The sequence below is a fragment of the Streptomyces sp. Q6 genome (genome assembly GCF_036967205.1).
Taxonomy (GTDB): domain Bacteria; phylum Actinomycetota; class Actinomycetes; order Streptomycetales; family Streptomycetaceae; genus Streptomyces; species Streptomyces citrinus.
In genome coordinates, this window is the sequence record NZ_CP146022.1 from 4,488,612 (window position 1) to 4,514,488 (window position 25,877).

Here is a 25,877-nt window from a genome sequence, read left to right on the forward strand (position 1 = left end):
TCAGGCGATGGCGCGGGCCGCGCGGCTGACATCGGAGGTGAGGTCGTGGAGGGACCGGGCCAGTTCGATCGACGCCTTGCGCATGCTCTTCAGACGCTCGGGGTCGACGCTGGTCACGGGGACGGGGGGAAGCCGGTTCGCGGTGGCCCTGGCCTCCAGCGTCTTCTTCCGGCGCGGCAGACCGGTCTCGCCGTGCGCGAGCCCCATCTTGTCCATCACCTTCGCCTTGGACTTGTCGGTGTCGACGAAGTTGCTCACGATGAAGCCGGTGATGACGGCGCCGAGCGCGGACCAGGCGACGACGGAGCTGCCCTTGAAGTCCTTGAAGGACTTCACCAGTTCGTCCAGGCCGAACCCGAGGGACTTGGCCCAGTTCTCCGCCTGGGTCGGTTCCTCCTTCGCCTCCTTGAACTTCTGGTCGATGTATTCCTTGGAAGCCCCGGTCCCCTTGTCCTCCAATTTCTTCTTTATGGCGGCTACTTCGGTGTAGACCTCGTCGATCGTGTGGCTGGGCATGGAGTTCCCTTCAAGCTCTCTTGACAGCTTGTGTGGCGGCCCGGATAGTGATACGCGGATTGATCGCCGGTGTTTCTTCGGGTGGGGGAAATGTACGGATTAGCTGGTTTGGTGGCGGCCTTCGCGCTCGCCGTGCTCTATGCCGCTGTACGAATCTTTCGGCGCGGGCGGGCGCTGCGCACGCGCGGGATCAGGGTCTCCGCGGCATGCGTGAATGAAGACAATTCCTCGAAGGGCGGCACATTCCTACAGGTCCAATTCCCGGTGGAGGACCGGGAACTGGTGACCAGTGTCGGCCCATTCAGTTTTCCGCCGGCCCGGCGCGGGGAATCGCTCACCGTGGTCTACGACCCGCAGGACCCGACCAATATCGAGACGCCGGAACAGATGTCCAGCGGGAAACTCGCCATTGGTTTCATGGGATTCGCCTGCGTGCTGCTCGCGCTGGCCGCTCTCATGTTCATCACCGCCTAGCCGTTCCTCACGAGAGGAACCGGAGTACTTCCTCCGGGGCGGGGAGACCGGCGCGGCCGGCGTCCGCGGGGGCCGGTTCGCTCTCCGCGGCGAGGCGGTCGGCCGGCCGCTTCAGCGGGGTCGGGAACTCCGGTGGATCGGCGTCCTCGCCCTGATTCACCACGGCGAACATCCAGTTGGACTCGGCCAGTTGGTCGATCATGTGCGCCAGGAGATGGTCCGTCACCCCCCAGGTGGCGGCCTCGCCGTGCAGAGCGTGGGCGAAGGCGCCGTCGCGCGGCAGGTGCCGGACGAGGATCGCGAGCCGCCGGGACGACAGCTGCCCCCGGTGCCAGTCGAGAAGGTCCACGCCGTAATGGCGCAGCAGATCGGCCTCGATGGCCTCGGCGTGCTCCTCCACGAGCTCGCCGAGGCTCAGTCTTCCCCCAGGCCCAGCCCCGTCTCCTTGCCGTACGCCTCCAGGATCGCGGCGATGTCCTGCACGGTGACGTCGTGCCGCTCGAACCGTGCGAACTGGCTCTCGCCGAGCAGGATGTGGAGCAGTCCGTCCACGTCGTTGTCGTCGAGGGCGCGCAGCTTGCGGGCGACTCCGCGGCCGAGTTCGGTCGGCAGCTCGAACGTGTCGTCGTCGAGCTGGAAGGTCCAGGCCCGGCCGAGCGCTTCGAGGCGCTGGGCGCGGGCGGCGTTGACGTTGAAACCTGCCATGAGGTGCTCCTGATGGGGAAGTTGAGGAGGACGGGGGAGTGTGGGAGGGGACGGACCGGCGCGCGCGAGCCGCGCGCGCCGGTCCGACTGGTGGTGCTGGTGGTGCCGTTACGCGCCCTTACGCGTAGGCGCCGTCCTTCATCAGCCAGGTCGCCAGCGGCTTCGACGTGTCGTCCTGGGCGTACGCGGTGAAGGTGACGCCGAGCTTCATGGCCCCGGTGCGGGTCATCGAGATCTCCTCGGTCTCGGTGACCTGGCCGCGCGGGACGATCAGCCGGTAGACGACCGCCGTGCCGTTCTGGACGTCGGTGAACTCGATGCCCAGCGAGCGCTCGTCCGCGCCCGGGTTGGTGGTGAGGTCGTACTTGTACGTGCCGGCCTCGGCCGGGGTGCCCACGGTCGCCGTGGAGCCGCCGCCCATGAAGAACGGCAGGGTGCTCTTGTTGAACTGCATCAGCTGGAACTTCAGCGTCAGCTCTCGGTCGGAGTAGATGTAGCGCAGCGCGCTCACCGACTGCCAGCCGTCCACCTGGTCGATCTTGTCCTTCTTGGCGAGCTTGACGCCGTCGGTGGACGTGTAGCCCAGCTCGGTCCACCCGGTCGGCCAGGCCACGCTGGTGTCGGCCGGAGCGGCGATCGGGGTGGCGGCGTTGAAGGCGGCGACGAGCACCTTGCCGGTGCCCGGGACGCGGATCTGGGAGCTGGTGTTCGGAGAAGGCATGGAAGGCTCCTTCGTAGGTCAGGCGGGACGGATCGAGAGCTGGAGGCGGGTCAGGTAGCGGCTGGCGGCCGGGCGGTTGTAGTCGGGCAGCCAGCGCGGCCCCTCGACCTCCGTCACGTCGGTGACGACCGCCGTGCCGTAGGCCGTGCCCTGCAACTCGTGCACGCAGGCGCGGGCGGCGAGGGCGATGGTGTGGGCGACCGTCTTGTCGGCGGCGTACGCCTCCAGGTCGACCACGGGGTGGTCGAGGTACAGGTCGTCGATCCAGGTCCCGCCGGTGCGGGAGACGAGGACGACCTTCTGGGTGCCGTCGAACCCGGCGGGCGGCCGGTTGTCGACCGTCGTGCCCGTCAGTTCGGCCCGGGTCTTGAGGAAGTCGACGACGAGACGTTCGACGTCGGGAAAGTTCAGTACGGACACATGAAAGCTCCCGTCAAAAGGGGGAGTCGAGGTGTGCTGGGCGGTGTACGCGCAGGCCTGCACGCTCCGGACCGCGACTGCGACGAGGGGTCCGGGCAACACGAAGCGGCAGGTCCGCCGCCCGGGGTTCCGGGCGCAGCTCTGCCGCTGCTCCCAGTGTGATCGGGGGCCCCGGATCCCGCAACTCGCCTACTCAGAGCCCTTGTTGGGGGCCCGGGAACGCGAGTGGGCCCGCTGACGAATGACGTCAGCGGGCCCTCTTGTCGCGGTGGGTTGAGTGTCAGGCGGAGGTGTCGGTGTTTCTGCCGCGCGCGATCCGCTCAGCGGCGAACACGTCCTCAAGCCGGTACATGAGCCGCCGCCCCTGTCTCCCGGCGGCCTTGAGATGGCCGAGCTGCACCCACTTGCGGATGGTGGCGGGCGCGACGCCGGCTTCGGCGGCGGCGAGCTCGCCGGTGATGAAGCAGCTCACGCGCGGACCTCCTGACGGCACACGGGGTTCACGCACATCACCACGGCCCGCTCCGGCAGGGCCCGCAGGGACACCGAATCGCAGGCGGGGCAGCGCCCGGCGATCCGCACGAGCTGCTCCGGGTCGCCGACGGCGCGTCCGCAGCGGGCGGCCATCCGCCGTGCCTCGCTGACCAAGTGGGCGTCCAGGTCCGGGAGTTCGGCGACGCGCCCGGCGAGATCGGCGAGCCGTCGCAGCCGTACGACGACGGGTGCGGGCCGCGCGGGCCGCAGCCCGAGCCGTTCGCGCACGGCCTCCTCCAGTTCGACGACCCCGTCGGTGATGTCGCGCAGGGCGTCGGACACGTAGAGCCGGACGGGTGCGCGACCGCCGCCGGAGTCCGGGCCGCTCCGCTCGCGCAGGGTGCGGCCGCTGGAGGGCGCCAACTCGGCGAGCAGCAGCGGAAATCGCTCGGCCAGGGTGTGCAGCCACAGCGTCGCGGCGGAGCCACTCATCGCACATCCTCCTCTGCGCTCCGTACCGGCACCTCGCGTCCGTTGCGCCACAGCCGGCCCCCGCTGACCCCGTCGAACCAGGTGTGCGCGGGGTCGACCACGGCCTCGCACAGCTCCCGGATCGCACATTGGTTGCACGCTCGCAACGTATGGGCGGCGTCGGTGGGGTCGCGAGTGAAGACGTAGTGGGAGGGGAGGGACGCGCAGGCGGCGGATCTGCGCCAGTCGAGCTCGTCGTCGTGAAGTGGAAAACCCCTGCTCAATAGGGGTTTCGAAGAAGTTGCAGGGCTGAACACGTGCAGCGCCTCCCCACGTATGGGAACATTTGTTCGAGAAAAGCGAACGCGCGATCAGAGTCGCATGATGCGTGCGCGTGCGCAAGCGACTACAGGGAGTCGAGAGACGAAGGAGAGGAGCGAGGTGTGAGCGCCAAAAGAGGCTTCCGCTAATGGAGTTGGTGTCAAGGTCTCCCTCTGCGTGCGCGTGCGCACACCTATCGTGCGTGCGCGCTCGGTACGCTGTGCCCGCGACGAGGGGAGATCAACGTCATGGGCAGCAGTTCGTGGGCACGCGCCCACACCGACCCGGATCAACGGGACGACGCGGAGGAGGCGGCGCGCGCCGGGCTCGACGCGTTCGCGGGCTGGATCGAGGACCTGATGCGGCAGCGCGGCTACACCATCGACAGCCCGCGCGGCGGCGGCCGTTCCCGCCTGGCCGACGACGCCGGGGTGCACCGGGCGGCCGTCAGCAGGCTGTTGCAGCGGCAGAGCATGCCCGACCTGGAGACCATGCGCCGCCTGGCCGTGGCGCTCGGGGTGCCGCTGCGCGACGTACTGATCCGCTCCGGCCGGCTCTCCGAGGAGGATCTGCCGGTTGGCGGGACGCAGGAAGGGAATCCAGGGAACGGGTCCGCTGAAGGGACGCGTCTGACGCCCGAGGAGGCTGCCCGCAGAATGGGCGTACCGCCCGAATTGCGGGAGACGTTCGTCAGGGTGGCGAAGCAGTTCCTGCCGGGCGGTGACTCGATGAACAGGTGACCGCCCCTGGGGAGGGGTGGAAGGGTGGGGACATATGGGGCGCGACAGAGTCGACGCACGGACGGACGCGTCCACGCGCGGCACGGGGGACTCGTCCGACACGGGCGCCACGGACGGGGCCGCACGCCTCACGGGGGAGCTGCTGGTCGAACTGGGCCGCAAGATAGCGGAGTTCGGCGAACGCGCGGTACGGATCGTCACGGTCGACGAGATGGAGCGCGAGCAGGTCGTCTGGTTCCGCCTCGGCTGGGAGGAGCACGCCCGCCACGCGGCGGGCGAGCCCCCGGCCCCACCCGCCCAGAACGCCGTCCCCGCACGGCTGTTGACGTTCCCGGAGCGCGCCCCCGACTTAGTCGAGGAGCCCCGCCACGACCGCTACGACGACGCGGTGGAACCCGGAACGGGCGGCCCTGCCCCGCTCCCGACGGTCCCCGACGCGAACGTACGCGACCTCATGCCGCACCGCCCCGCCTGGCCCCGCGGGACCACGCCCCCACCCCGCCCGACAGCCCGACCCCAGGCGCGCCCGGCGCCGGAGTAGGGGCGGGGTGCGGCTGGGCCCGACAGCGGGGGATTCCCGGGGCCGGCCCCGCCGCGTCGAGGACCGTGTGACGTGGGAGGGCTACTTCAGGGCGACGCTGTCGCCGGTGGCCGTCACCGGGCTCGTGGTGCTCGTGCCCGCGAACTTCCAGCGCCAGGTGCCCGCCGCGTTCGCCGTGACCGTCGTCCTCAGCTTGCCCGCGCTGTCCGTCGTCACGTTCTTGACGGTGGCGTACGTCGACGAGCCGGACTTCTTGAACTGAAGGGCCACGGACTGGGACGTGTAGCCGGCGTAGACGTTCGTGTTCCAGTTCGCGCGGGTCAGGGCGCCGGTCACGGTCAGGGTGCGGCCCTTGGCGACGGGCTCGGGGCTCGCCTGGGTGGTGGTCAGCTTGGCGTACCGCTTCACCTTCACCGACCTGCTGCTGTCGAGCGTGTAGAAGTCCGTGTCGTAGGCCGCGGCCTCCGCGTCGAGGTGCCAGGTGCCCGCCCGGGTGTTCTGGAGGTCGGCGTAGTCGTCGCTGTCGTTCGCGTCGAAGGAGTACGTCCAGGTGCACTTCATCGTCGTCGACGTGGGCCGGGTGCAGGTGGCCGCGTGGGGGAAGGCGATGTGGTCGTCGGGGCTGATCAGCTTGCCGCCGTAGATGCCCTTGATCCCGGAGTCGTCCTTGGCGGTCGCCACGACGGTCAGCGACCGCGCGGCGCTGACGCCCACGTTCACGGTCGACGTGCTGAACGTCACCGACGTGAACGTGGTGTCGCCCTTGTGCGTGTCCGCCTGCGCGGCGGGGGCGAGGAGGGTGAGCAGTGCGAGGGTGCCGCTCGCGGCGAGGGCACCGGTGGCGGCCGTACGGATGCGCATGGTTCTCCAGGCAGGTGAGCCGGATCTCGGTCCGGGCGAGGAGAAGACGTGCGGCGGGGCGGGTTGGTTGTACGAGGCAGGTACGGCCCTTGTGCGGCGGCCGGTGCGTGCGCCGGGCCTGCGCGCACCGGGCATTACCTGGCACGTAATCGCGCCCCGCACGCCGCCCCGGCACTCTGAAGTCACCGGAACCCGGGCGGCGCACTCCGCTCGGGCTCCGGGTCCCGGACACGGAATCCCTGGAGGCTTTCGCCATGAACGCTCACGACACCGCCGTCGCCCGCTACTTCGAGGCCTGGAACGCCCGTACGTCCGAGGAGCGCGCCAAGGCGGTCGCCGCCGCCTGGACCGAGGACGGCAGCTACACCGACCCGCTGGCGGAGGTCGCGGGGCACGAGGGGATCGCGGCCGTCGTCGCAGCCGCGCACGAGCAGTTCCCGGGGTTCGCCTTCCGGCGGCTCGGCGCGGTGGACGGGCACCACCGGCTGGCGCGGTTCGGCTGGGAGCTGGTGTCGCGGGCGGACGGGTCGGCGCCCGTCGCCGGGTTCGACGTGGTCGAGCTCGCCGAGGACGGCCGGATCCGTGCGGTCCACGGATTCCTCGACCGGGTGCCGGCGCAGGCATCCGAGGCCGCCGAGGTGTCCGAAGCGTGAAGGACTGGTGACGACAGAAGCCGGATGTCCGAAATCCGCTGTATCTGGCTTCATGTGGGGAAGTAACGGATCCGGTTTCGTTGCGGTGTGGCTTCATCTCTTGACCCCGCGTGGGCGGCCGAGTTGGCTTCGAGCCACCTCGGTCGCATCGTCGCGGCCACGTCAGGGAGGTATCCGTAATGAACACGCGAATGCGATCCGCCGCCATGGTCGGCGCCGCATCCGTCCTGCTGGTCTCGCTCTCGGCCTGCGGTGGTGTGCTGCCCGGCGGGGGCAGCGACTCCGACACGCCTGCTCGCAAGGGCAACGATGTCAAGATAGGTCTGCTCCTCCCGGAGCGTGAGACCGCCCGCTACGAGAAGTTCGACTACCCCATCATCATGAAGACGGTGGCCAAGTTGACCTCGGGCAAGGGCACGCTGATCTACAAGAACGCGAAAGAAGACGCGCTCCTGCAGAAGCGGCAGATGCAGGACATGATCGACGCCCAGGTGGACGCCATCCTCGTGGACGCCGTCGACTCCAAGGTCATCGCCGCGTCGGTGCAGAAGGCGAAGGACGCGGGCATCCACGTCATCGCGTACGACCGTCTCGCGCAGGGCCCGGTCGAGGCGTACGTCGGCTTCGACAACGAGCTCGTCGGCCAGACCCAGGGCAAGGCCCTTCTCGAGGCGCTCGGCTCCGGCGCCACCAAGAGCAGCAAGATCGTGATGATCAACGGCGCGCCCACCGACCCGAACGCGGCGGTCTTCAAGGAGGCCGCCCGCGCGGAGCTCGGCGACGCGGTGACGATCGCCAAGTCGTCCGACATCGTCGGCTGGAAGCCGAAGAACGCGCAGACGGCCATGGAACAGGCCATCACGTCGATCGGCGCCGACCACATCGCCGGTGTCTACTCCGCGAACGACGGCATGGCCGGCGGCATCATCACCGCGCTCAAGAACGCGGGCGTCACCGACCTGCCCCCGATCACCGGCCAGGACGCCGAACTCGCCGCGGTGCAGCGGATTCTCGTGGGCGACCAGTACATGAGCGTCTACAAGCCGTACCCCGAGGAGGCGGCCACCGCGGCCGAGATGGCGGTGCGCATCGCGCAGGGCCGCTCGATCGAGTTCGAGGCGCTCGCGATGAACGCCACGGACAGCCCGACGACGAAGCAGATCCGCACGGCGAGCGTCAGTGTGGTCGCGCTGACCCGCAAGAACATCAAGAGCACCGTGATCAAGGACGGCATCTTCTCGGTGAAGGAGATCTGCACGCCGAAGTACGAGGCGGCGTGCGCGGAGGCGGGTCTGACGAAGTAGTTACGGAGGGCTGAGGACGAGGCGGAGGGGCAGCCCGCCGCCGTGCGGGCGGGGCTGGTGCGATTCGTCAGTTCGTCTCGTCCAAAATCCCTGACTGGCCGATGAGGTAGCCCAGTTGAGCCCGGCTGTCGCTGCCCAGGGTGGCGGCGAGTTTGGCTATGTGGACGCGGACCGTGCGGATGTTCATCCCGAGGCGCTCGGCGATGACGGCGTCTGTGTGTCCCTCGATGAGCAGGGTGGCGATGGTCCGCTGCCGCGTGGTGATCTCCCCCGGCGTCGACTCCTCACCCGCGTCCTGAGGGAACAGCGGTGTGGCCAGCCGCCACAGCCGGTCGAAGGTCGTCGCCAGATAGGAGATCAGTGCCGGGTGCCTGATCTCCATGGCGACGGTGCGGTCGGAATTGGCCGGGATGAAGGCGACCTTGCGGTCCAGCATGATGAGCCGCTCCGTCACCTCGTCGAGGGTGCGTACCTGGACGTCGCCGCTGAGCCGCTCGAAGTGGGCGAGGGTCGACGGGTAGTGGCGGGCGGGATGTTGGTACAGCGTCCGCATGCGTGCGCCCCTGTCCAGGAGTCGCTGCTCGCGAGGTCGATTACTGGCCAGGAGCTCCGGGGGGCGCGGACCGCCGGGCTGAATGGTCAGGAGTTCCTCGGAGGACTCCTCGGAGGCTTCCTGGATGGCGTCGTTGATCCGGTGGAGGCCCAGCACGATGCTGACCATCGGCCCGTCGGGGACGGCGGCGCGCTGCGCGTCCAGAGCGATCAGTGGGGCGAACGACGCCGCGAGCTTCTCACCCCGGGTGCGCTGAAGGGTGATGTTCTCCTCGACCGCCCGCAGTAGACCGGGAAGTGCCACGGCCGGCGGGACGGGGCGCATCCACTGCGGATCGTCGGCGTCCTGTTTGAGGAGTCCGAACGATCTGAGACACGGCGCTCGGTCCGCCTCCCTGGCGGCGACTCTTCCTTCTCGTAGTGCCCGCGAGTACACGCTCAGGGCCGCGTCGCACAGTTCTCCCGCTGCGTGGGTGTGGGGTTCGACCATCACGTGTGGCTCTCTTTGCTCGGCGTCCCGGGCTCCTGGTCGAGGATCCCCGATCGTGCGATCAGATAGCCCAGTTGAGCACGGCTTCCGCTGCCGAGAGTCGCTGCGATCTTGGCGATGTGGGCGCGGCAGGTGCGTACGTTCATGCCGAGACGTCTGGCGATGGCCTCGTCCACGTGCCCTTCGACCAGGAGCTTGGCTATGGAGCGCTGGACTCCGGTGACGCCGTCGATGGGCGGGGCGTAGGGGGCCGCGTCCTCCAGTATCGGCACCGCGCGTTGCCAGAGCTGTTCGAAGACCTTCGCCAAGTACGCGACGAGACCGGGATGGCGCAGTTCCAGGGCGACCTGGAGGCCGGTGTCGCGGTCGTCGGACGCGGGGATGAACGCCACGGTCCTGTCGAAGATCATCAACCGCTCGATGAGCTCTTCCAGCGTGCGGATCTCGACATTGCCCTCCGCCATGACCTGCGCGTACGCCAACGTCCCTTGACTGTGGCGCGCTGTGTGCTGGTACAGGGTGCGCATGGTGATCCCGCGTTCCAGGACGCCTTTGCTGAGCTTCATGGCCTCGGTCAGCGCGTACTCGCTGCGGCCGCCGCCGGGCTGCACGGTCAGGATCTCTGACTCGCACTCGGTCGTGGCGAGTTCTATGGCCGCGTTGATGCGGCTGAATCCCTCCAGCACTGTGATGGAGTGAGCCGTCGGACGCCCCTGCGCGCTGATGGCCATGAATGGCTCAAAGGCATCGGCGAGTTCGACCGCTAGCGTCCGGCGCTCCTGAATCTCTCTTTCGAGCGGTTGCAGGCGTCGGGTCAGCGCCGCCGTGGGGGGAACCGGGCGCAGCCACTCCGCGTCGTCCGGATCCGGGTGCAGGAGGGCGAACTCCATGAGGCATGGTGCTGTGGTGGCCTCTTCGCGGGAGATGCGCCCAGACTGGAGTGCACTGGCGTAAAGGCGTCGTCCCTCCCCGCACAGTTCAGTCACCGGATGAGGATGTGTCTGAATTGCGTCTTCTGGTCTCATTCCTCCACCCCCCAGGGTCCTGAACGTGCAGGAACATGATGCATCGCTTCTGTGGTGTTTGCGTGACTGAATGAGTCATCGTCATGAGTGCCGGGGGAGAGTAGCCATGGAAGTGAGGACGAGGCCCGCTATGTGCAAGAAGATGGTTCGGTCAGCGCTCGCTCTTGCCTTCTCTGTCGGGGTCGCGCTGGGTGCTGTCAGCACGCTCGACCTGCACTGGGGCAGCAGCGCCACGGGTGTGCAGGCCATCGCACCCCCGGATCTGCACTGGGGCGGCGCCCCGGTGATCGATTCGGAGAGCAAGACGGACGTAGCCGCATGATCACCCCACCCGACGACAGATCACTCCGCCGCGAACTCGCGATCGCCTACCGCTCCGGCTGGCACACGATCGATCTCGTGACGGCGATCCCGAACCCCGGCGACTCGCTGATGGTCACCCTCTTCGGGGAGCCGATCATCGTGGCGAGGGACGAGGGGGACGACATCCGGGCCTACCGGTGTCTGCGCCGGCCCCGTGGGGCGCCGCAGCCGGTGCGGACCGTCGTCCGGTACGGAATGATCTTCGTCAATCTCGACCAGCGGGATCACCAGCTGGTCGGGGACGCGGGACCCGAGGTCGAGGCCTCCGATGTCCCGTCCCGCACCACAGCCACCCCCCGCAGTGCCTGACGCGATTCCCCCGTCGTTGTAAATCGCGCAGGTGCTTCCCCCCGCAGCGGCGTCACCGTGGACCTGAAACACGGTGGCGCCGCTGCAGTTTGTGCCGAGCCGGTGCGGCTACCCGGCGGTGAAGACACCGTTGCCGGTGGCCCGGTCCACCGCGATCTCGATGACCACCCGGTCCGGGTTGGGGCGCGGGGCGCGCGTGTAGCGCTCGGCGTAGCGGCGCTCGGCGTCGGACACGTCGTCCGGTGACGTGCGGACCGTCGCCGTGCCCTCCAGCGTCGCCCAGCGCCGCCCGTCGACCTGGCAGACGGCGACCCGGGCCGACGGCGCGCCCTCCAGGATGTGGGCGATCTTCCGGCTGGCCTTGTTCGTGATCACCCGGGCCACCCGCTGCTCGGCGTCGTACGTCACGCCGACCGGCACGACATGCGGTGTGCCGTCCGGGCGCAGGGTCGTCAGGGTGCACAGATGCCGTTCCTGCCAGAAGGTGAGGAAGTCGGCGTCGGGGTGGTGGAGGTCGATCCGCTTGGCCATGGCGCCGAATTTATCGGACCTGTCCGTCCGGGGCCTGTCCGTGAGGGGCCGCTCAGGCCGCTCACGCCACCTTGAGTGGAATAGACTCAACTTTGTGTACGTTGGACAGGTCAGGATTGACGCAGACATACGTACGTGGAGGAGAACAGGCACGTGGACGCCGAGCTGACGAACCGGAGCCGCGACGCGATCAACGCGGCAAGCAGCCGGGCCGTGTCCGGGGGCCACCCGGATCTGACCCCGGCCCATCTGCTGCTCGCCCTGTTGGAGGGGCGGGCCGAGGAGACCGCGAACATCACCGACCTGCTGGCCGCGGTCGACGCCGATCAGGTACGGGTGCGGGAGGGCGCCGAGCGCGTGCTCGCGGGCCTGCCCAGTGTCACCGGGTCGACCGTCGCACCGCCGCAGCCGAGCCGCGACCTGCTGGCGGTCATCGCCGACGCCGGTGAGCGCGCGAAGGAACTGGGCGACGAGTTCCTCTCCACGGAGCACCTGCTGATCGCCATTGCCGCCAAGGGCGGGGCCGCCGGTGAGGTACTGAACGAGAATGGGGCCAGTGCGAAGAAGCTGGCCGAGGCCTTCGCGAAGATCAGGGGAGGGCGCCGGGTGACGACACCCGACCCCGAGGGGTCGTACAAGGCACTGGAGAAGTTCGGGACCGACTTCACCGCCGCCGCGCGCGAGGGACGGCTCGATCCCGTCATCGGGCGGGACCAGGAGATCCGGCGCGTGGTGCAGGTGCTGTCCCGGCGGACCAAGAACAACCCCGTGCTCATCGGCGAGCCCGGCGTCGGCAAGACCGCCGTCGTCGAGGGTCTCGCGCAGCGCATCGTGAAGGGGGACGTGCCGGAGAGCCTCAAGAACAAGCGGCTCGTCTCGCTCGACCTCGGTGCGATGGTCGCGGGCGCGAAGTACCGCGGCGAGTTCGAGGAGCGCCTGAAGACCGTCCTCTCCGAGATCAAGGAGAGCGACGGGCAGATCATCACGTTCATCGACGAGCTGCACACCGTCGTCGGCGCGGGCGCCGGCGGGGACTCCGCCATGGACGCGGGGAACATGCTGAAGCCCATGCTCGCGCGCGGTGAGCTGCGCATGGTGGGCGCGACGACGCTCGACGAGTACCGCGAGCGGATCGAGAAGGACCCGGCGCTGGAGCGGCGGTTCCAGCAGGTGCTGGTCGCCGAGCCGTCCGTCGAGGACTCGATCGCGATCCTGCGCGGGCTCAAGGGACGCTACGAGGCCCACCACAAGGTCCAGATCGCCGACAGCGCGCTGGTCGCCGCGGCCACGCTGTCCGACCGGTACATCACCTCCCGCTTCCTTCCCGACAAGGCCATCGACCTCGTCGACGAGTCCGCGTCGCGGCTGCGGATGGAGATCGACTCCTCGCCCGTCGAGATCGACGAACTCCAGCGCGCCGTCGACCGGTTGAAGATGGAGGAGCTGGCGATCGGCAAGGAGACCGACCCCGCCAGCAAGCAGCGCCTGGAGAAGCTGCGGCGCGATCTCGCCGACAAGGAGGAGGAGCTGCGCGGACTCACCGCCCGCTGGGAGAAGGAGAAGCAGTCCCTCAACCGCGTCGGTGAGCTGAAGGAGAAGCTCGACGAGCTGCGCGGGCAGGCCGAGCGCGCCCAGCGCGACGGCGACTTCGACACCGCGAGCAAGCTCCTCTACGGCGAGATCCCGTCCCTGGAAAGGGACTTGGAGGAGGCCAGCGAGGCCGAGGAGGAGGTCGCGCGCGACACCATGGTCAAGGAGGAGGTCGGGCCCGACGACATCGCCGACGTCGTCGCGTCCTGGACCGGCATCCCCGCCGGACGCCTCCTGGAGGGCGAGACGCAGAAGCTGCTCCGGATGGAGGAGGAGCTGGGCAAGCGGCTCATCGGGCAGAGCGAGGCCGTCCAGGCCGTCTCCGACGCCGTACGCCGTACGCGCGCCGGTATCGCCGACCCGGACCGGCCCACCGGTTCGTTCCTCTTCCTCGGTCCGACGGGTGTCGGCAAGACCGAACTCGCCAAGGCGCTCGCCGACTTCCTCTTCGACGACGAGCGGGCCATGATCCGCATCGACATGAGCGAGTACGGCGAGAAGCACAGCGTCGCGCGGCTCGTCGGTGCGCCGCCCGGCTACGTCGGGTACGAGGAGGGCGGCCAGCTCACGGAGGCGGTGCGCCGTCGCCCGTACAGCGTGGTGCTGCTCGACGAGGTCGAGAAGGCGCACCCGGAGGTCTTCGACGTCCTGCTCCAGGTGCTCGACGACGGACGGCTGACCGACGGCCAGGGTCGCACGGTCGACTTCCGCAACACGATCCTGGTCCTCACGTCGAACCTCGGCTCGCAGTACCTGGTCGATCCGCTGACCTCGGCGGAGGAGAAGAAGCAGCAGGTCCTGGACGTCGTACGGGCGTCCTTCAAGCCCGAGTTCCTGAACCGGCTCGACGACCTCGTGGTCTTCTCGGCGCTGGAGAAGGACGAACTGCGCCGGATCGCCTCGCTCCAGATCGGGCGCCTCGCGAAGCGGCTCGCCGAGCGCCGGCTGACCCTCGACGTCAGCGACGCGGCGCTGGACTGGCTGGCGACCGAGGGCAACGACCCGGCGTACGGGGCGCGGCCGCTGCGCCGGCTCGTCCAGACGGCGATCGGCGACCGGCTCGCCAAGGAGATCCTGTCCGGCGAGGTCGTGGACGGGGACACGGTCAAGGTCGACACCTTCGGCGACGGGCTGATCGTGGGCGCGGCCACGGGCAAGACGCTGTAACCGCCGCGTCAGGGGTCCCCCGCGCCGTCGGCGCGGGGGACCTCCGGCATGCGGCCGTGCGGGCGGGCGACAGCGCTTTCGCGGGGTCGTGCGGACGGGCGTTTCCCCGGGGGCGCAAAGATGCGAGGCTGGGGCTGCCAATGCATCGCACTGGGCACCCTGGCAGCGCGGGGAGGTCCGTACGATGGGCCGAAACCAGAGTCAGTCAGGAGCAGGAACCTTGTCTATCGATCCGTCCTCGATTCCCAACTTCGGGGGACAGCCCGAACCGCAGCAGGGGGCGGGACCGGCGGGCCCCGTCATTCCCGACCAGGACCTGGTCAAGCAGCTCCTCGAGCAGATGGAGCTCAAGTACGTCACCGACGAGGAGGGTGACCTCGCGGCTCCGTGGGAGGAGTTCCGTACGTACTTCATGTTCCGCGGCGAGGGCGACCAGCAGGTCTTCTCGGTGCGGACGTTCTACGACCGGCCGCACACCATCGAGGTGAAGCCGCAGCTCCTGGAGTCCATCGACGACTGGAACCGGCGCACCCTGTGGCCCAAGGTCTACAGCCACACCCACGACGACGGCACGGTCCGCCTCATCGGCGAGGCCCAGATGCTGATCGGCACCGGCGTCTCGCTGGAGCACTTCGTGTCGTCGACCGTCAGCTGGGTCCGCGCGGCGATCGAGTTCGACCGCTGGCTCGTGGAGCAGCTCGGTCTGGAGACCGACGTCGACTCCGCCGAGACCGACGAGAAGCCCGGTGACGACGCGGAGTAGTTCCGCCCGTCACAGCGGTGTGTGGGCGTAGACGATCAGATACGTCCCGTACGCAAGGGAGAGCCCGGCCAGTACGCCCGTCACCAGGACGGCGTGTGCGGGCCGGGCTCTCGCCGTACGGGCGAGCGCGCAGGCCAGCGGCAGCAGCAGCGGGAACGCGGGCAGCAGGAAGCGCGGCTTCGACTCGAAGAAGCCGGAGCCGCCGACGGCGATCAGGAGCAGTACGCCGGTGTAGACGGCGAGCGGCAGCGGCGCCCGGTCCAGGAGCAGGAACGCGTACAGGAGCACGGCCGCCGCCACGATCAGCAGCGTCATGGGGAAGACGAAGCGGTCGCCGTGCAGCAGCATCTTCTTCACGAACCGGGCCGAACCCACCCCGAAGTCGAACGTCGAGCCCCAGCCGCGCTGCACCGCGAAGTAGCCGCCGAGCGGATCGCCCTGGTGCCGTCCCACCCACAGGACGTACGAGGCCCAGCCGAGCGGCGCGAGCAGCGCGCCCGTCCACAGCCTGTGGGGAACCCGGCCGCGGTGCCGCACGATCTCGTACACGGCTGTGGACAGGACGGCCGCCGCGACCGCGAAGCCGTTCGGGCGGGACAGGCCGGCGAGCGCGGCGAGGGAACCCGCCCACAGCCAGCGCCCGGTCAGGACCGCGTACAGGGACCAGGCGGCGAGCGCCGTGAGCACCGGTTCCGTGTACGCCATGGACAGCACCACGGAGTGCGGGAGCAGGCCCCACAGGACGACCAGGGCCGTCGCGACGGCGGGGCCGTGCAGACGGGCGCCGATGCGGTGGATGCCGACGGCCGCGGTGAGCGTCGCCGCCCAGGCGATCAGCAGGGCGCACACCCCGGTGCTCAGCGGCAGCACCGTGTGCGCGGCCCGGATCAGCGCGGGGTAGAGCGGGAAGAACGCGAGGTCGCTGTGGACGACGCCGTCGCCGAAGTGCAGGGTGCGCACGCCGTAGCCGTGCGCGGCGATGCCCTCGTACCACAGGGAGTCCCAGGAGCGGCCGAGCAGCGCGAGCGGCTTCTGCCCGGTGAGCCAGGCGCCCGCGGCGACCGCGAGCACGCCCGTCAGCCGGGCCGCCGCGAAGACCGCGAGTGCCTTCGCGGCCCCGGCCGCCGGGCGCGGCAGAGCCCGCGGCGAGGACGCGGCGCGGGCTCCGGAGGAGGGGGCACCGGGGGCTGAGGGGCCGTCAAGAACGGTGGCGGTCGGCTCGGTCACATCCGAACCCTGCGATGCCCGTGCCGCGCCCGCGAGTTGGGCGGGGCCAGACGGGGGCCGCCGACCGGCGTACGGCCGGGGGTTACCGCCGCTTGAGCCGGCCGACCGCTTCCGTGAGCACGGACTCCCGCTTGCAGAACGCGAACCGCACGAAGGGCGCCCCGGCCGCCCGGTCGTCGTAGAACACGGCGTTCGGGATGGCGACGACCCCGCACCGCTCGGGCAGCTCCCGGCAGAACGCGAAGCCGTCGCCCGCCGGGTCGAGCGGGCGGATGTCGGTCGTCACGAAGTACGTGCCCGCGGGCTCGAACACCGTGAAGCCCGCGTCCCTGAGGCCCGCCGTGAGCAGGTCCCGCTTGGCCGTCATGTCGGCGCGGAAGTCGTCGAAGTAGGAGTCGGGGAGGGCGAGCGCCTCCGCGATCGCGTACTGGAAGGGGCCCGCGGAGACGTACGTGAGGAACTGCTTCGCCGAGCGGACCGCCGAGACCAGCTCCGGCGTGGACGTCACCCAGCCGACCTTCCAGCCGGTGAACGAGAAGGTCTTGCCGCTGGAGGAGATCGTCACCGTGCGCTCGCGCATGCCCGGCAGGGTGGCCAGCGGGATGTGCTCGGCGTCGCCGTAGGTCAGGTGCTCGTAGACCTCGTCGGTGACGACGAGCAGGTCGCGCTCGACGGCGAGCTCGGCGACGGCGGTCAGCTCGGCACGGGTGAGGACGGTGCCCGTCGGGTTGTGCGGGGTGTTGATGAGGAGCAGCCGGGTGCGGGGGGTGACCGCGGCGCGCAGCTCGTCGAGGTCGAGCCGGAAGGCCGCGCCGTCGGGCCGGAGCGTCACCGGGACCCGGGTGCCGCCCGCGAGCGCGATGCTCGCCGCGTACGAGTCGTAGTACGGCTCGAACGCGATGACCTCGTCGCCGGGCTCGACCAGGGCCAGCAGGGACGCGGCGATGGCCTCCGTCGCGCCCGCCGTGACCAGGACCTCGGCGTCCGGGTCGAGCGTGATGCCGTACCGCCGCTCCTGGTGCGCGGCGATCGCGGTGCGCAGCTCGGGGACGCCGGGGCCCGGCGGGTACTGGTTCCCGCGCCCGTCGCGCAGCGCCCGCACCGCCGCCTCGCGCACCGACTCGGGGCCGTCGGTGTCGGGGAACCCCTGGCCGAGGTTGATCGAGCCGGTGGCCGTGGCGAGCGCGGACATCTCGGCGAAGATCGTCGTGCCGAACTCGGCGAGTCGGCGGTTGAGCAGAGGGCGCGCGCGGGACGGGCTCGGGGAGGTCATGCCGGCCATCCTGCGCCGAACCTCTGGACTTCCTCAACTCTGCTTTGGCCGCGTGCGGGCACGGGCATCCCCCTCACACGCCCCGCTCGGGGCGCCCCTCGGGGGACACGGGGGCACGGGGGAACCGGAAAGCGGGTGAGTGCCGTGATCGTGGGAGCGATTGCCGTAGGGATCGTGGTCGTCGTCGTGGTCGTCGTCATGGCGGCCTCCGGCGGGCGGGGCGACCCGCTCGCGCCGCGGAACGCCGGGAGCAACCGGCGGACGTCCACGAAGAAGAGCGGCGGCGGCAGCGGCAGCTGGTGGGCGGGCGGTGCCGCGTCCGGCGGCGTGTCCTGTTCCGGAGGGTCGTCCGGACACCACCACTCGTCGTGCGGGGGCAGTTCCTCGTGCGGTGGCGGCAGCTCCTGCGGGGGCGGCTCGTCGTGCGGGGGTGGCGGCGGCGGCTGCGGCGGCGGCAGCTGACACCTGAGGCGTGCGGCCCGCGGGGAGGCGACTGACACGGGGCAGTCGGTCCGCGCGGGCCGCACGCATGTCCGGGTGTCCCCCCGGAAGTTGTGCGCCGGGCGCGAAAGGTGGCCGTGGAAGTTGAACAGTTGAGCTGTGCAGCCCTCGGGGGGATGGAAACCCTCCGAAGTTGGGTAAAAACGCTGTGGCGAAGACACCGCCCATGATTCCCTTTCAACCGTCAAAAACAGCCCTCGTTCGACGTACTCGGCCTACGTACCCTGACCCTGACGTACTCGACACGTTCGCGTGGGCGCGAGCCGGTCCCTTTTGGACATAAGCCGGTCTCACCTCCTTATGCGTGCTAGCGGAGCCGACCCATGCTCACGACCCTGAACACCGCCTACACCGATACGAGCGCGGCCGATCTGGCCTGGGCTCTGGGCCGGGAGCCCTTGCCCGCGCTCGCCACCCTCGACCTCGAACTCGCGGGCGCCACTCTCCAGTTGAGGCTCCTCGGCGCCTCTCACCAGGTGCTTCTCGAAGAGGAGCACGGCAGCTGTTCGGAGACCGTGGCCTGCATCCCCGGCAGCAGCACCCCGCTCCCGCTCGGCGTCGCGAAACGCGTCGGCGACTGGGAGTACGAATTCGCCGCGCGCGTCGAACAACTGACAGCCGGTCAATTCGCCGGGCGCGCTCAGGAGTTGCTCGCTCTGGTCGCCGACCATCCGAACGGACTCGCCGGAGTCTTTCCCGGCAGCCCGCACGCCTTCACGGCGATGCTGGCCCAGCGGCACGACGACGGGCAGGTGCACTGGCGCACCTGGCACGCCTATCCGCAGGACGGTCAACTCGTCGCCACCCGCAGCCGGGTGGGTGTGCGGGTGCCGGCCGGTGCCGCGCTCTGAGCCCCTGTCCGTAGGTCTTCGTCAGGTCTTCGTCAGGTCATCGTCCGGCGGGGTATGCGTGCGGTGCGCCGGTTCCACACGTGTGGGTGACCGGGCGGAGTCGGGCGGTGACGTAGCGTTCCAGGCGTGATCGAACCGCACGCGCCCGCCCCGCCCGGAGGGGCCCCACGGCACTTCGGCGGACCGGGCCGGGCTCCGCTCCCGGTCAAACCGGGCACCGGCCGGTTCCTGGTCCTCGTCGGCGTCTTCGTCTGCGCGGCCTGTGGACTGGTGTACGAGCTCGAACTCGTGGCGCTCGCCTCGTACTTGATGGGCGACTCGGTCACCCAGGCCTCCGTCGTGCTCTCCGTCATGGTCTTCGCGATGGGCCTCGGCTCGCTCGCCGCCAAGCGGCTGCGCTACCGGGCCGCCGTCGGCTTCGCCATGGTCGAGGCGGCGCTCGCCCTGGTCGGCGGATGCAGCGCGATGGCGCTGTACGCGGTGTTCGCGTGGACCGGCGACCGCGGCGGCGCCTGGACCGAGGGGCCGCGCTACCTGCTCGTCGCGTTCTCCCTGGCCATCGGCGTGCTGATCGGCGCCGAGGTCCCGCTCCTCATGGTGCTCATCCAGCGGATCCGCCGTCAGGACCCCGGCGGGGCCGTCGCCGACCTCTTCGCGGCGGACTACGTGGGCGCGCTGGTCGGCGGCCTGGCCTTCCCCTTCCTGCTGCTCCCCCTGCTCGGCCAGCTGACCGGGGCGCTGCTGACCGGCGCGGTCAACGCGGTGGCCGGGGGCGCCCTCGTCCTCGGCCTGTTCCTGCGGGACCTGAGCGCCCGCGGCCGCTGGCTGCTGCTGTTCGTCAACCTGCTCGCGCTCGGGCTGCTCGCCACCGCGTGGGTCCTCGTCGACGACTTCGAGCGGGCGGCCCGCCAGGCCATGTTCGGCCCGCACGTGCGGGCCGCCGTACAGACCGGCGACCAGGAGGTCGTCGTCACCGGCGGCGAGCGCGGGCGGCCCGTGCGCCTCTACCTGGACGGGAAGCTGCGGGTGGGCGGCCACGGAGCGGGCCGCTACGACGCGGCGCTCGTCCGCCCCGCGCTCGGCGCCGGGCCGCACGGGCGGGTCCTCGTGCTCGGCGGCGGCGACGGCCTCGCGGCGCGCGAGGTGCTGCGCCACCGCGGGGTGCGCTCCGTCGACGTCGTCGACCCCGACCCCGGCCTGGTCCGCCTCGCCAGGACCGACCCGGCGCTGAGCGGGCTGAACGGACGGGCGCTGAGCGACGCGCGGGTGCGGGTCGCGACGGGGACGTCTTCGGCTGGCTGCGCGGCGCCGTCCGGGGGCCGGCGCGACCGTACGACGTGGTGATCTGCGATCTGCCCGACCCGGGCCGCACGGCGAGCACGAAGCTGTACTCGCAGGAGTTCTACGGGCTCGTGGGGCGGGTGCTCGGGGAGCGGGGCCGGGTCGTGGTGCACGGCGGCGCGGTGTCGGGCCGCCGCTTCTGGACGGTCGCCTCGACGGTGCGCTCCGCGGGGCTGCGGGTGGTGGCGTACCGGGGCGACGGGGGTGCGGGCTTCGTCCTCGCGGGCCGGGGCCGACCGGGTCTCACCCCGGGCACGGGGTGGCGGAACGCCGGTCCGGTACCGGGGTACGCCCCGTCGACGCTGGTGCATCCGCGCTACTGACCCGGGTGCGGGGGAGGGGAACCGTGCGGTCACCCCCTCACGGACCGGCGGCCGAAGTGAATCGACACCGCACCGGCGAAGAGGGTCCACGTTCCGGGCGGAGTCGCTACGCTCGGGTGACATGGAGCATGAGGTGTTCGTTCCGGTTCCGGCGGAGTCCCTGCGGGCGGTTCTCTGCGACCCCCTTGGCGTCGCCCGGGCGCTGCCCGGGTTCCAGCGCGACGCCGCCGGTGAGGGAGGCCGCCTCAAGGTGCGGGTCGGCGGCCACACCATCACGTACCGCGGCAGCGTCCGTGTCGCCGAGGCGGGCGACGGGTCGTTCGCCGTGACCGGCGACGGCACCGAGGTCCGGGGCACCGGAGGCGTGAAGTTCGCGCTCACCGCCCGGGTGGCCGCGGCCGACGGCGGGTCCACGCTCACGTTCACCGGCACCGCGTCCGGCGACGGCCGGGTCGCCGAGCTCCCGCACGAAGCCGTGGAATCGGCCGCCCACCGACTGCTGAACCGTTTCGCGGGGAACCTCGGCGCGGCGGGCCAGGAGCCGGGCTCGGAGGACGCCGACGACGAGCGGGCCGAGCCCGTCTCCGTGTTCGACACCGAGGTCCCGCCGCCGTCCCTCGCCCCGGACGAGGACCTCGACGGAGACCTCGGCGGAGATCTCGACGAAGACCTCGACGGGGACGCCGATGCGGACACGGAAGCCGATGTCGAGGACGGTGTCGATGTCCACATCGCGCTGCACGAGGACGTGGACGAGGACCTCGACGAGGACACCGGCCTCCCGGCGGAGCCGCTCGCCGCGCACGCCCGGCGCACCATGATCGGCCGCAGCGCCGAAGAGGTCGACCACGCGCCGCCGCGCGGCCGCTACGCCCCGTGCCGGTACCCGACGGCCCCACCGCGCGGGCCACCCTGCGCTGGGCCGCCCCCGCCGCGGCGGTCGCCCTCGCGTCGGCGATCGTCGTCGGAAGGGCCCTGCGCAGGCGCCAGTAGTCCGGGGCCGCATAGGGTCAGGGGTCGTGACGACACAGGAAACGACGCTGACCGCGGGCGACGCGGAAGTGACCGTGGCGCCGGCGAACGGCTGCCGCGTGAGCAGCCTGAAGATCGCCGGTACCGAACTGCTGCGGCAGGGGGAGAAGTACGGCTGCTTCCCGATGGTGCCCTGGTGCGGGCGCATCCGCGACGGACGGTTCCGGGACGGCGGCCACACGCACCAGATGCCGCTGAACTCCCCGCCGCACGCCATCCACGGCTTCGCCCGCAGCGCCGAGTGGACCACCGCGCGCGTCACGGACACCGAGGCCGTGTTCACGTACGACCTCACCGAGCCCTGGCCCTACCCCGGCCGGGTCACGCAGATCGTCTCGCTCACCGAGGACGCGCTGACCCTGACGCTCGGCGTCGAGACGTACGGCGACTCGTTCCCGGCGCAGGCCGGCTGGCACCCCTGGTTCAACCGGCGGCTGGGCGACTCCTCGGTCGAGATCGCCTTCGACGCCGCCTGGCAGGAGGAGCGCGGCGCCGACCACCTGCCCACCGGCAAGCGCATCGACGTACAGCCGCAGCCGTGGGACGACTGCTTCGGGATGCCCGACGGCGTCGACGTCACGCTGACCTGGCCCGGCGAGATCGAGGTGAAGGTCGCCAGCCGTGAGCAGTGGGTCGTCGTCTACGACGAGCAGGAGGCGGCCGTGTGCGTCGAGCCGCAGACCGGACCGCCGAACGGGCTGAACACGGCGCCGCGCCTCGTCACCCCCGTCGAGCCGATCGAGGCGAGCACCACCTGGTCATGGCGGCGGCTGAAGGATCCGGCCCCGCAAACACAGGCTCTAAGCTCGTAGCCATGACTTCGAACGACGTGCGTGACGCGCTGCTCCAGCAGATCAAGGACAAGGCCGTGGTGCACGGCAAGGTGACGCTCTCCTCCGGCCTGGAGGCCGACTACTACGTCGACCTGCGCCGCGTCACCCTCGACGGCGAGGCCGCCCCGCTCGTCGGCCAGGCGCTGCTCGACCTGACCCGTGACCTGGACTTCGACGCGGTCGGTGGCCTCACCATGGGCGCCGACCCCGTCGCCGGCGCGATGCTGCACGCGTCCGCCGCCCGCGGCGAGCGCCTCGACGCGTTCGTCGTCCGCAAGGCCGCCAAGGCGCACGGCATGCAGCGCCGCGTGGAGGGCCCGGACATCAAGGGCCGCCGCGTCCTGGTCGTCGAGGACACGTCCACCACCGGCGGCTCCCCGCTGGAGGCCGTCCAGGCGGTGCGCGAGGCCGGGGCCGAGGTCGTCGGCGTCGCCACCATCGTGGACCGGGCGACCGGCGCCGCCGAGAAGATCACCGAGGGTGCGGGCGTGCCGTACCTCTTCGCCTTCTCGAAGGACGAGCTCGGTCTCGACTGAGCTCCGTCCGGGACCCGGACGGGGCCCGCACGGGACCTGTCCGGGACCCGTCCGTGAACTCGGGACTTTCGCCGGACTGGAGCATTCGCACAAGTCTGGAAAGATGGGGTCGACGATGATGTCACCCCCTTGGTGAGGGTCACCCAGAACAGCAACCCGAACCCGCAATCACGCGCTTTACGAGGAGACGGCAGATGCCCATCGCAACCCCGGATCAGTACAACGAGATGCTCGACCGGGCCAAGGCGGGGAAGTTCGCCTACCCGGCCATCAACGTCTCGTCGACGCAGACCCTCAACGCGGCCCTCCAGGGCTTCGCCGAGGCCGAGAGCGACGGCATCATCCAGATCTCCACCGGTGGCGCCGAGTACCTGTCGGGCCAGGGCGTGAAGGACATGGTCGTCGGCGCCCAGGCGCTCGCCGAGTTCGCGCACGTCGCCGCCGAGCGGTACCCGAACAAGATCGCGCTGCACACCGACCACTGCCCCAAGGGCAAGCTGGACGGCTACGTGCGCCCGCTGCTCGAGATCTCCGCCGCGCGCGTCGCCAAGGGCCAGCACCCGCTGTTCCAGTCGCACATGTGGGACGGCTCGGCCGAGACCCTCGCCGACAACCTGGAGATCGCCCAGGAGCTGCTCGCCAAGGCCAAGGCCGCGAACATCATCCTGGAGATCGAGATCACGCCGACCGGTGGTGAGGAGGACGGCGTCTCGCACGAGATCAACGACAACCTCTACACCACGGTCGACGACGCGGTGCGCACCGTCGAGGCCCTCGGCCTGGGCGAGAAGGGCCGCTACCTGCTGGCCGCCTCCTTCGGCAACGTGCACGGCGTGTACAAGCCGGGCAACGTCGTGCTCCGCCCCGACCTGCTCGCCGAGCTGAACGAGGGCATCGCCGCGAAGTACGGCAAGCCGGCCGGCTCCAAGCCGTTCGACTTCGTCTTCCACGGCGGCTCCGGCTCCACGATCGAGGAGATCACCACCGCGCTGGAGAACGGCGTCGTGAAGATGAACCTCGACACCGACACCCAGTACGCCTTCACCCGCCCGATCGCGGGCCACATGTTCGAGAACTACGACGGCGTCCTGAAGGTCGACGGCGAGGTCGGCAACAAGAAGACGTACGACCCGCGCGTGTGGGGCAAGAAGGCCGAGGCGAGCATGACCGCCCGCATCGTCGAGGCCTGCGCGAACCTGCGCTCCACGGGTACCCGCATCAAGTAAGCAGCTGTCGCGCACGGGCCCGGCGTCCCCTCGGGGCGCCGGGCCCGTGCCGTGCCCGGAGGTCTTCCGATGTCTTCAGCCACGTACGACTTCGACATACCCGTCGACCGGCACGGCACCTGGTCCGTGCAGTGGGACGGCATCACCGACCGTTTCCCCGTGCCCGATCTGCTGCCGTTCACGATCTCCGACATGGACTTCGCGTGCGCGCCCGAGGTGCTGGACGCACTGAACTCCCGTATCGCGCACGGGGTTTTCGGGTACACGGACTGGCGCAACGACGACTTCCGGGGCGCGATACGGGACTGGTTCCGCGGCCGGTACGCCACCGAGGTCGACCTCGACCGGCTGGTGTACGCCCCGTCGGTGCTCAACCAGGTGTCGCAGCTCCTGCGGATGTGGACCGCGCCGGGCGACGGGGTCGTGCTGCACGCGCCGACGTACGACGGGTTCCGCAAGGCCGTCACCGGCCTCGGGCGCGAGCTGCGGGCCGTCGGGCTCGACGACTGGGCCGGCCTGGAGCGGGAGCTGGCGCGCCCCGACAGCCGGGTGCTCGTGCTCTGCTCGCCGCACAACCCGACCGGGCACGTGTGGACGGACGCCGAACTGCGTCGCCTCGCCGGCCTCGCGCGGACCTACGACGTCGCCGTCGTCAGCGACGAGATCCACGCCGATCTCACACACGACGGGTACGTCCACCTGCCGTTCCCGCGGTACGCCGACGGGCTCCGCTGGGCGCTCGTCACCTCGGCCACCAAGTCCTTCAACTTCCCCGCGCTGAGCGGGAGTTACGGGTTCGTGGGCGATCCGGGCGACCACGCCGAGTTCGTCCGCAGGATGGACACCGGCGAGGGTCTCGCGTCGCCCGCCGTGCTGTCGCTGACCGCGCACATCGCCGCGTACCGCGAGGGCGGGGCGTGGCTGGACGCCCTGCGCGCGTACACGTACGGGAATCTGCGGATGGTCGAGGAGCGGCTCGCGGAGGGGCTGCCGGAGCTGGGCTGGCGGCCGCCGCAGGCCGGGTACCTCGCCTGGATCGACCTGCGGCCGCTCGGCATCGAGGAGGACGCGGAGATGCAGCGGGTCCTCGTCGAGCAGGAGAAGGTGGCGGTCATGCCCGGCGGCACGTACGGGGCGCCGGGCTTCGTGCGGCTGAACGTCGGCTGTCCGCGGGCCAAGGCCGAGGCCGGGGTGGGCGCGCTGATCAGGGCCGCGCGCCGGGTCGCCGGGTAGGCGCGGCACACTGGAACCCATGAGCCTTCACGAGAACCTCCTCGGGGGACCGCCCCCGACCCACCTGCCCGACGACCCGGAGCCGCGTGAGCTGCTCGCGAACGGCACGGCCCCCGCCGACGTCGCCGCGAAGTACCCGACTTCCTCGCTCGCCTGGGCGCAGCTCGCCGACGAGGCGTTCGAGCGGGGCAGCGTCGTCGAGTCGTACGCGTACGCCCGTACCGGCTACCACCGGGGCCTGGACGCCCTGCGGCGCAGCGGCTGGAAGGGCCACGGCCCGGTGCCGTGGGAGCACGAGCCGAACCGCGGCTTCCTGCGCGCCCTGCACGCGCTGGCCCGCGCCGCCGGGTCCATCGGCGAGCAGGAGGAGTACGAGCGCTGCAGCCAGTTCCTCAAGGACTCCTCGGAGACGGCCGCGCAGACGCTCGGCTAGTCCCCTTTTCGTCCCCCTTTGTCAGGGGTTTCGGTACGGCCCGCCCGGTGTGACCGGGCGGGCCTTGCTGTTTCGGG

The 25,877-nt window shown here is 70.6% G+C and carries 29 protein-coding genes and 2 pseudogenes; 18 read left to right on the top strand and 13 right to left on the bottom strand.

The genetic code is table 11. The features are described 5' to 3' along the window. A complete protein-coding gene (locus V2W30_RS20965; RefSeq protein WP_338698655.1) occupies nt 1–516 on the bottom strand; it encodes a hypothetical protein in 516 nt (171 codons plus the stop codon). A gap of 111 nt (nt 517–627) precedes the next feature. On the opposite strand from V2W30_RS20965, the gene V2W30_RS20970 reads away from it, so the two are divergent. Continuing rightward, a complete protein-coding gene (locus V2W30_RS20970; protein ID WP_338698657.1) occupies nt 628–990 on the top strand; it encodes a DUF3592 domain-containing protein in 363 nt (120 codons plus the stop codon). A gap of 7 nt (nt 991–997) precedes the next feature. Here V2W30_RS20970 and V2W30_RS20975 read toward each other — a convergent pair whose 3' ends face one another. The 6 genes from V2W30_RS20975 to V2W30_RS21000 form a co-directional block, all read right to left on the bottom strand. Continuing rightward, a complete protein-coding gene (locus V2W30_RS20975) occupies nt 998–1,390 on the bottom strand; it encodes a hypothetical protein (RefSeq protein ID WP_425244569.1) in 393 nt (130 codons plus the stop codon). A gap of 14 nt (nt 1,391–1,404) precedes the next feature. Beyond that, a complete protein-coding gene (locus tag V2W30_RS20980) occupies nt 1,405–1,695 on the bottom strand; it encodes a hypothetical protein (RefSeq protein WP_338698659.1) in 291 nt (96 codons plus the stop codon). A gap of 118 nt (nt 1,696–1,813) precedes the next feature. Further along, nucleotides 1,814–2,416 (bottom strand): phage tail protein, encoded by a 603-nt coding sequence (locus V2W30_RS20985; RefSeq protein WP_338698661.1) that lies wholly within the window; start codon nt 2,414–2,416, stop codon nt 1,814–1,816. Between the two features lie 18 nt (nt 2,417–2,434). Continuing rightward, nucleotides 2,435–2,836 (bottom strand): hypothetical protein, encoded by a 402-nt coding sequence (locus V2W30_RS20990; protein ID WP_338698663.1) that lies wholly within the window; start codon nt 2,834–2,836, stop codon nt 2,435–2,437. Nucleotides 2,837–3,116: 280 nt separating this feature from the next. Further along, on the bottom strand, nt 3,117–3,308 hold the full coding sequence (locus tag V2W30_RS20995; RefSeq protein WP_338698665.1) for a helix-turn-helix domain-containing protein: 192 nt from the start codon (nt 3,306–3,308) through the stop codon (nt 3,117–3,119). Beyond that, nucleotides 3,305–3,802 carry a hypothetical protein gene (locus tag V2W30_RS21000; protein ID WP_338698667.1) on the bottom strand — a complete coding sequence of 166 codons (498 nt, stop codon included), beginning with the start codon at nt 3,800–3,802 and terminating at the stop codon, nt 3,305–3,307. The genes V2W30_RS20995 and V2W30_RS21000 overlap by 4 nt, the downstream gene beginning before the upstream one ends. A 659-nt stretch (nt 3,803–4,461) precedes the next feature. Between V2W30_RS21000 and V2W30_RS21005 the strand changes: the two genes are divergently transcribed. Both V2W30_RS21005 and V2W30_RS21010 read left to right on the top strand, forming a co-directional pair. After that, on the top strand, nt 4,462–4,842 hold the full coding sequence (locus V2W30_RS21005; RefSeq protein WP_338703710.1) for a helix-turn-helix transcriptional regulator: 381 nt from the start codon (nt 4,462–4,464) through the stop codon (nt 4,840–4,842). 34 nt (nt 4,843–4,876) lie between these two features. Further along, on the top strand, nt 4,877–5,383 hold the full coding sequence (locus V2W30_RS21010) for a hypothetical protein (RefSeq protein ID WP_338698669.1): 507 nt from the start codon (nt 4,877–4,879) through the stop codon (nt 5,381–5,383). A gap of 81 nt (nt 5,384–5,464) precedes the next feature. On the opposite strand, the gene V2W30_RS21015 is transcribed toward V2W30_RS21010, so the two are convergent. Then, entirely contained in the window at nt 5,465–6,244 is a 780-nt protein-coding gene (locus V2W30_RS21015; RefSeq protein ID WP_338698671.1) for a calcium-binding protein, read from the bottom strand. 254 nt (nt 6,245–6,498) lie between these two features. Between V2W30_RS21015 and V2W30_RS21020 the strand changes: the two genes are divergently transcribed. Both V2W30_RS21020 and V2W30_RS21025 read left to right on the top strand, forming a co-directional pair. Beyond that, nucleotides 6,499–6,897: a nuclear transport factor 2 family protein gene (locus V2W30_RS21020; RefSeq protein ID WP_338698672.1), complete on the top strand. Its 399-nt coding sequence runs from the start codon at nt 6,499–6,501 to the stop codon at nt 6,895–6,897. A 179-nt stretch (nt 6,898–7,076) separates the two neighbouring features. Further along, on the top strand, nt 7,077–8,201 hold the full coding sequence (locus V2W30_RS21025) for a substrate-binding domain-containing protein (RefSeq protein WP_338698673.1): 1,125 nt from the start codon (nt 7,077–7,079) through the stop codon (nt 8,199–8,201). A 67-nt stretch (nt 8,202–8,268) separates the two neighbouring features. Here the strand turns inward: V2W30_RS21025 and V2W30_RS21030 are convergent, their stop codons facing one another. Continuing rightward, entirely contained in the window at nt 8,269–9,243 is a 975-nt protein-coding gene (locus V2W30_RS21030) for a LuxR C-terminal-related transcriptional regulator (protein ID WP_338703711.1), read from the bottom strand. Next, nucleotides 9,243–10,268, bottom strand: a complete 1,026-nt coding sequence (locus tag V2W30_RS21035) for a helix-turn-helix transcriptional regulator (protein ID WP_338698674.1) — start codon at nt 10,266–10,268, stop codon at nt 9,243–9,245. Before V2W30_RS21035 ends, V2W30_RS21030 begins: the two co-directional genes overlap by 1 nt. Nucleotides 10,269–10,398: 130 nt before the next feature. Between V2W30_RS21035 and V2W30_RS21040 the strand changes: the two genes are divergently transcribed. After that, nucleotides 10,399–10,590: a hypothetical protein gene (locus V2W30_RS21040; RefSeq protein ID WP_338698676.1), complete on the top strand. Its 192-nt coding sequence runs from the start codon at nt 10,399–10,401 to the stop codon at nt 10,588–10,590. Then, the gene (locus V2W30_RS21045) at nt 10,587–10,940 is read left to right on the top strand and encodes a hypothetical protein (RefSeq protein WP_338698678.1); all 354 of its coding nucleotides are present in this window, start codon (nt 10,587–10,589) and stop codon (nt 10,938–10,940) included. Before V2W30_RS21040 ends, V2W30_RS21045 begins: the two co-directional genes overlap by 4 nt. A gap of 108 nt (nt 10,941–11,048) precedes the next feature. Here the strand turns inward: V2W30_RS21045 and V2W30_RS21050 are convergent, their stop codons facing one another. Next, on the bottom strand, nt 11,049–11,471 hold the full coding sequence (locus V2W30_RS21050; RefSeq protein ID WP_338698680.1) for a pyridoxamine 5'-phosphate oxidase family protein: 423 nt from the start codon (nt 11,469–11,471) through the stop codon (nt 11,049–11,051). A 153-nt stretch (nt 11,472–11,624) separates the two neighbouring features. Here V2W30_RS21050 and clpB point away from each other — a divergent pair, with 153 nt between their 5' ends. Together clpB and V2W30_RS21060 are read left to right on the top strand one after the other, a co-directional pair. Continuing rightward, complete coding sequence (gene clpB, locus V2W30_RS21055; protein ID WP_338698682.1) at nt 11,625–14,228, top strand: ATP-dependent chaperone ClpB; 2,604 nt, start codon at nt 11,625–11,627, stop codon at nt 14,226–14,228. Between the two features lie 220 nt (nt 14,229–14,448). Beyond that, the gene (locus V2W30_RS21060) at nt 14,449–14,991 is read left to right on the top strand and encodes a YbjN domain-containing protein (RefSeq protein WP_338698684.1); all 543 of its coding nucleotides are present in this window, start codon (nt 14,449–14,451) and stop codon (nt 14,989–14,991) included. Nucleotides 14,992–15,000: 9 nt separating this feature from the next. Here V2W30_RS21060 and V2W30_RS21065 read toward each other — a convergent pair whose 3' ends face one another. Together V2W30_RS21065 and V2W30_RS21070 are read right to left on the bottom strand one after the other, a co-directional pair. After that, on the bottom strand, nt 15,001–16,218 hold the full coding sequence (locus V2W30_RS21065; protein ID WP_425244570.1) for a hypothetical protein: 1,218 nt from the start codon (nt 16,216–16,218) through the stop codon (nt 15,001–15,003). A gap of 82 nt (nt 16,219–16,300) precedes the next feature. Beyond that, nucleotides 16,301–17,500 (bottom strand): pyridoxal phosphate-dependent aminotransferase, encoded by a 1,200-nt coding sequence (locus tag V2W30_RS21070; protein WP_338698686.1) that lies wholly within the window; start codon nt 17,498–17,500, stop codon nt 16,301–16,303. Between the two features lie 135 nt (nt 17,501–17,635). Here V2W30_RS21070 and V2W30_RS21075 point away from each other — a divergent pair, with 135 nt between their 5' ends. The 9 genes and pseudogenes from V2W30_RS21075 to V2W30_RS21115 all read left to right on the top strand — a co-directional run bounded on the left by V2W30_RS21075 (nt 17,636) and on the right by V2W30_RS21115 (nt 25,800). Beyond that, on the top strand, nt 17,636–17,953 hold the full coding sequence (locus tag V2W30_RS21075; protein ID WP_338698687.1) for a hypothetical protein: 318 nt from the start codon (nt 17,636–17,638) through the stop codon (nt 17,951–17,953). 362 nt (nt 17,954–18,315) lie between these two features. Beyond that, the gene (locus tag V2W30_RS21080; RefSeq protein WP_338698688.1) at nt 18,316–18,843 is read left to right on the top strand and encodes a DUF2617 family protein; all 528 of its coding nucleotides are present in this window, start codon (nt 18,316–18,318) and stop codon (nt 18,841–18,843) included. A 126-nt stretch (nt 18,844–18,969) separates the two neighbouring features. After that, a pseudogene (locus tag V2W30_RS21085) lies at nt 18,970–20,507 on the top strand (polyamine aminopropyltransferase). A 121-nt stretch (nt 20,508–20,628) separates the two neighbouring features. Beyond that, nucleotides 20,629–21,500: pseudogene (locus V2W30_RS21090) on the top strand (SRPBCC family protein). Between the two features lie 26 nt (nt 21,501–21,526). Further along, nucleotides 21,527–22,351, top strand: coding sequence for an aldose 1-epimerase (locus tag V2W30_RS21095; RefSeq protein ID WP_338698689.1), 825 nt, complete (start codon nt 21,527–21,529; stop codon nt 22,349–22,351). Nucleotides 22,352–22,353: 2 nt separating this feature from the next. After that, entirely contained in the window at nt 22,354–22,908 is a 555-nt protein-coding gene (gene pyrE, locus V2W30_RS21100) for an orotate phosphoribosyltransferase (RefSeq protein WP_338698690.1), read from the top strand. Between the two features lie 194 nt (nt 22,909–23,102). Further along, entirely contained in the window at nt 23,103–24,134 is a 1,032-nt protein-coding gene (fbaA, locus tag V2W30_RS21105) for a class II fructose-bisphosphate aldolase (protein WP_338698691.1), read from the top strand. Nucleotides 24,135–24,203: 69 nt separating this feature from the next. Then, the gene (locus V2W30_RS21110; protein ID WP_338698692.1) at nt 24,204–25,367 is read left to right on the top strand and encodes a MalY/PatB family protein; all 1,164 of its coding nucleotides are present in this window, start codon (nt 24,204–24,206) and stop codon (nt 25,365–25,367) included. A 19-nt stretch (nt 25,368–25,386) separates the two neighbouring features. Further along, nucleotides 25,387–25,800 carry a DUF3151 domain-containing protein gene (locus V2W30_RS21115; RefSeq protein ID WP_338698695.1) on the top strand — a complete coding sequence of 138 codons (414 nt, stop codon included), beginning with the start codon at nt 25,387–25,389 and terminating at the stop codon, nt 25,798–25,800. Nucleotides 25,801–25,877: the final 77 nt, after the last annotated feature.

What these genes read in the sequence shown, in the direction of transcription:
- fbaA (WP_338698691.1), top strand. Translation starts at nt 23,103, where the DNA reads ATGCCCATCGCAACCCCGGATCAGTACAACGAGATGCTCGACCGGGCC.
- V2W30_RS21035 (WP_338698674.1), bottom strand. Translation starts at nt 10,268, where the DNA reads ATGAGACCAGAAGACGCAATTCAGACACATCCTCATCCGGTGACTGAA.
- V2W30_RS20985 (WP_338698661.1), bottom strand. Translation starts at nt 2,416, where the DNA reads ATGCCTTCTCCGAACACCAGCTCCCAGATCCGCGTCCCGGGCACCGGC.
- V2W30_RS21110 (WP_338698692.1), top strand. Translation starts at nt 24,204, where the DNA reads ATGTCTTCAGCCACGTACGACTTCGACATACCCGTCGACCGGCACGGC.
- V2W30_RS21070 (WP_338698686.1), bottom strand. Translation starts at nt 17,500, where the DNA reads ATGGCCGGCATGACCTCCCCGAGCCCGTCCCGCGCGCGCCCTCTGCTC.
- V2W30_RS21015 (WP_338698671.1), bottom strand. Translation starts at nt 6,244, where the DNA reads ATGCGCATCCGTACGGCCGCCACCGGTGCCCTCGCCGCGAGCGGCACC.
- V2W30_RS21010 (WP_338698669.1), top strand. Translation starts at nt 4,877, where the DNA reads ATGGGGCGCGACAGAGTCGACGCACGGACGGACGCGTCCACGCGCGGC.
- V2W30_RS21045 (WP_338698678.1), top strand. Translation starts at nt 10,587, where the DNA reads ATGATCACCCCACCCGACGACAGATCACTCCGCCGCGAACTCGCGATC.
- V2W30_RS21025 (WP_338698673.1), top strand. Translation starts at nt 7,077, where the DNA reads ATGAACACGCGAATGCGATCCGCCGCCATGGTCGGCGCCGCATCCGTC.
- V2W30_RS21020 (WP_338698672.1), top strand. Translation starts at nt 6,499, where the DNA reads ATGAACGCTCACGACACCGCCGTCGCCCGCTACTTCGAGGCCTGGAAC.
- V2W30_RS21050 (WP_338698680.1), bottom strand. Translation starts at nt 11,471, where the DNA reads ATGGCCAAGCGGATCGACCTCCACCACCCCGACGCCGACTTCCTCACC.
- V2W30_RS21030 (WP_338703711.1), bottom strand. Translation starts at nt 9,243, where the DNA reads ATGGTCGAACCCCACACCCACGCAGCGGGAGAACTGTGCGACGCGGCC.
- V2W30_RS21040 (WP_338698676.1), top strand. Translation starts at nt 10,399, where the DNA reads ATGTGCAAGAAGATGGTTCGGTCAGCGCTCGCTCTTGCCTTCTCTGTC.
- V2W30_RS21000 (WP_338698667.1), bottom strand. Translation starts at nt 3,802, where the DNA reads ATGAGTGGCTCCGCCGCGACGCTGTGGCTGCACACCCTGGCCGAGCGA.
- V2W30_RS21080 (WP_338698688.1), top strand. Translation starts at nt 18,316, where the DNA reads ATGCTCACGACCCTGAACACCGCCTACACCGATACGAGCGCGGCCGAT.
- V2W30_RS20980 (WP_338698659.1), bottom strand. Translation starts at nt 1,695, where the DNA reads ATGGCAGGTTTCAACGTCAACGCCGCCCGCGCCCAGCGCCTCGAAGCG.
- V2W30_RS20965 (WP_338698655.1), bottom strand. Translation starts at nt 516, where the DNA reads ATGCCCAGCCACACGATCGACGAGGTCTACACCGAAGTAGCCGCCATA.
- V2W30_RS21115 (WP_338698695.1), top strand. Translation starts at nt 25,387, where the DNA reads ATGAGCCTTCACGAGAACCTCCTCGGGGGACCGCCCCCGACCCACCTG.
- V2W30_RS21005 (WP_338703710.1), top strand. Translation starts at nt 4,462, where the DNA reads ATGCGGCAGCGCGGCTACACCATCGACAGCCCGCGCGGCGGCGGCCGT.
- pyrE (WP_338698690.1), top strand. Translation starts at nt 22,354, where the DNA reads ATGACTTCGAACGACGTGCGTGACGCGCTGCTCCAGCAGATCAAGGAC.